The sequence below is a fragment of the Priestia sp. P5_B4 genome, from assembly GCF_056400385.1.
The window spans coordinates 1-2,847 of sequence record NZ_JBFULJ010000485.1; the positions used below are offsets into that span (position 1 = coordinate 1).

Consider the following 2,847-nt stretch of genomic DNA (forward strand, 5'->3'; position numbering starts at 1 on the left):
ACATAAGCATTACAGTAGTAGTGATTACAAGAGAGGAAAATCAAAACCTTTTAAGAGTTATAGCAGTAGTGACGATTATAGAAAAGGCCGTGATCATCACGGAAGTTATGGACATCATCATTATAAGAGAAAAAGAAAGAGTGGAAGTTTCTTTAGTAGTTAAATAAGAAAAAACACCCTTATTCTAAAAGTATTTGAAATGGTAACTTTTTAAAGGAGTCTATAAATGGAGTTAAATAATAACATATATTTTCTCTTCATAAAGACTATTTTCTAAGACAAGCATATGTATAAAAAGCGGTTCTGGTGCAAAAACTTCAAGGCCATTTTCATTAATCTCCTAAACTCGGACATACTGATACTATTACTCTAAAAAAGGTGTGTGATCAGTATGGAAAAGCAAAATCTATTCAAATGGAAACATTATCAACCCGATATTATTTTATTAACCGTGAGATGGTACCTACGGTACAACCTCAGTTTTCGTGATGTAGTCGAAATGATGGAAGAACGCGGACTAGCTATGGCTCATACAACGATCATGCGTTGGGTTCATCAATATGGTCCGGAATTAGATAAGCGAGTTAGACGTCACCTTAAGCCAACCAATGATTCTTGGCGAGTAGATGAGACGTATGTGAAAGTCAAAAGTCAATGGATGTATCTGTATCGTGCAGTTGATTCTAAAGGAAATACAATTGATTTTTATCTAAGTAAAACAAGAGATCACAAGGCTGCAAAGTGTTTCTTCAAGAAAGCTTTGCGGTCTCTTCATGTTTCAAAGCCTCGTGTCATAACCGTCGATAAAAATCCAGCGTATCCTATAGCCATTGAAGAGTTGAAAAACGAAAAAAAGATGCCTGTAGGCATCCAAATAAGGCAAGTGAAATATCTCAATAACATAGTAGAACAAGATCATCGTTTTATTAAAAAACGAATTAGACCTATGTTAGGATTAAAATCCTTTCACACAGCTACATCTATTATTTCTGGAATAGAAGCTATGCATATCATTAAAAAAGGGCAACTTACTTCATGGAACCAGTCTGTCCAAAATCAAGTGAAGTTCATCCATCAACTATTTGGAATTGCTGCTTAAGACCAGATTCCACTAAGACACTTTTTGCCTCTTTATATCTCCTTAAGTATTCGCACCAGAACCAGTTGGGCAAAGGTATCTTAATAATGGAGTATCTTGGGTCTCTAAAATTCTAATTGAACATTATAACATTTGGTCAACTCAATTAGAGAGTAATACGATATACGAATTAGAAAACATGATGAAGCGTTATATTTATAAGAATCGTGAAAGAATAAGAAGGGAAACAAAATTAAAACAAGAAGTTCTTATCATATTGGACTTTTTTGTGGAAAAAGGGTCAGTTGCTGGATATATGCTGAGAGAGAATGTTTTATAATTACTCTTAACACTTTTAATAGTGATTTTATTTTACGAAGAGCATGATATTTAACCGGTAAAATTAAAAATACAGCCGTCTTTGATGTTCAGACAGAAGTGGGCGCAACGGAACCTCTCGAGGCAAAAACGCCAGTTTAAATATGATAAAAAACCTCTGCAATTATCTGCAGAGGTTTTTTATTGAATGGAGTGTGAGAATACATTAATGGTCTAGTAAGTCTTGTTGATTCGTACAAATACAGATTTGTAAGTGAAAGTTGTATGGGAATCTAATTACTAAAAAACAAATTTGTTTTAATCGCAGTACTAGAATTCCTGATCTTTCCACATCAGTCCGATTTCTTGTTCTCGCTGTAATACCTTCTCTAGATAACGTTCCGTTGTTTTACGGTCACTATGACCAAGCTCCTTTTGAATTAAGAAAATGTCGGCTCCCTGCTGCCTACTATAAATCGCATAAAAATGTCGAAAATAATGAGGCGTAATCCTATCATTCCTTTCTTTTATAAAAGGTAATTCTGTTCGTTCAATGATACGAACAATATAATTACTTAAGTTTTTATATTGATAATAGTCTCCATCTTTAGTTGGAAATAACGGACCTCGATTACTTGAATCTAATGCTGTACTGACATGACGTCGTTCGCGAAAAGCAAGGATGCGTTCATATAGCGATGGATGAAGTAACTTATCAAATTTCTTTCCACCCTTCCCTACTCCTCTTAGTCGATAATGGCCACTTAAACTGTCTAGATATACATCTCCCCACGAAGCTTTAGCTATTTCCTGTACACGCAATCCTGTCATAGCCAACATCGTTAACAATCCATAATTAATAGGATGGTCTTTGTAGTAGTCTAGCAACTGTTTGACTTCATGATAATACAAATCTCGGTTTGGAATTTCTTGCTCAGATAATGACGTACTCAAAATTTCTTTATGTAACGGATACTGAATATACTTCGTTTCATGTAACCATTTCATAAAACTTTTTAAAATCGTCATTTTAGCATCTAAAGTTGCAGGTGAATAAGGTTTCCCTCCCTTTCCTAACAATGCGGTGCTTAAATAACTCTGGTAGTTCCGTATATGCCAAGGACGTAGATTTTTAAAAATAGTTTCTTCTATATAATTGTCTATATCTTGGCGTAGGAACGATTCACTTTCTACAGCATACCGATAAAACTGCAGCAGTATCCGTACGTATTCAGTTTTGGTATTCTCTTTTCGTTCTCGATCTTTTYGAATATGCTTTCGTTGGTGTACATAGTAGTACATCATTTCTTCATCCGTAAAATCACTGAACATCTCTTCGTTTTTTCGCTGGTGATGCTYATTTCTTTCTTCTAAGGCATCATAATACTTATTATCTAGCATCWATGAAACAATTTCATTGAAATCCCCTTTTCTTTCCCTTACTTCTGTTC

The 2,847-nt window shown here is 34.6% G+C and carries 2 protein-coding genes; one reads left to right on the top strand and one right to left on the bottom strand.

Going from position 1 to position 2,847, the window contains the following annotated elements:
• The first annotated feature begins 391 nt into the window (after positions 1–391).
• Positions 392–1,099: an IS6 family transposase gene (locus AC1DRF_RS21700; protein WP_427077332.1), complete on the top strand. Its 708-nt coding sequence runs from the start codon at positions 392–394 to the stop codon at positions 1,097–1,099.
• Between the two features lie 627 nt (positions 1,100–1,726).
• Here the strand turns inward: AC1DRF_RS21700 and AC1DRF_RS21705 are convergent.
• The coding region (locus AC1DRF_RS21705) for a tyrosine-type recombinase/integrase (protein ID WP_477741670.1) at positions 1,727–2,847 on the bottom strand (1,121 nt) is incomplete at its 5' end.

What these genes read in the sequence shown, in the direction of transcription:
- AC1DRF_RS21700 (WP_427077332.1), top strand. Translation starts at nt 392, where the DNA reads ATGGAAAAGCAAAATCTATTCAAATGGAAACATTATCAACCCGATATT.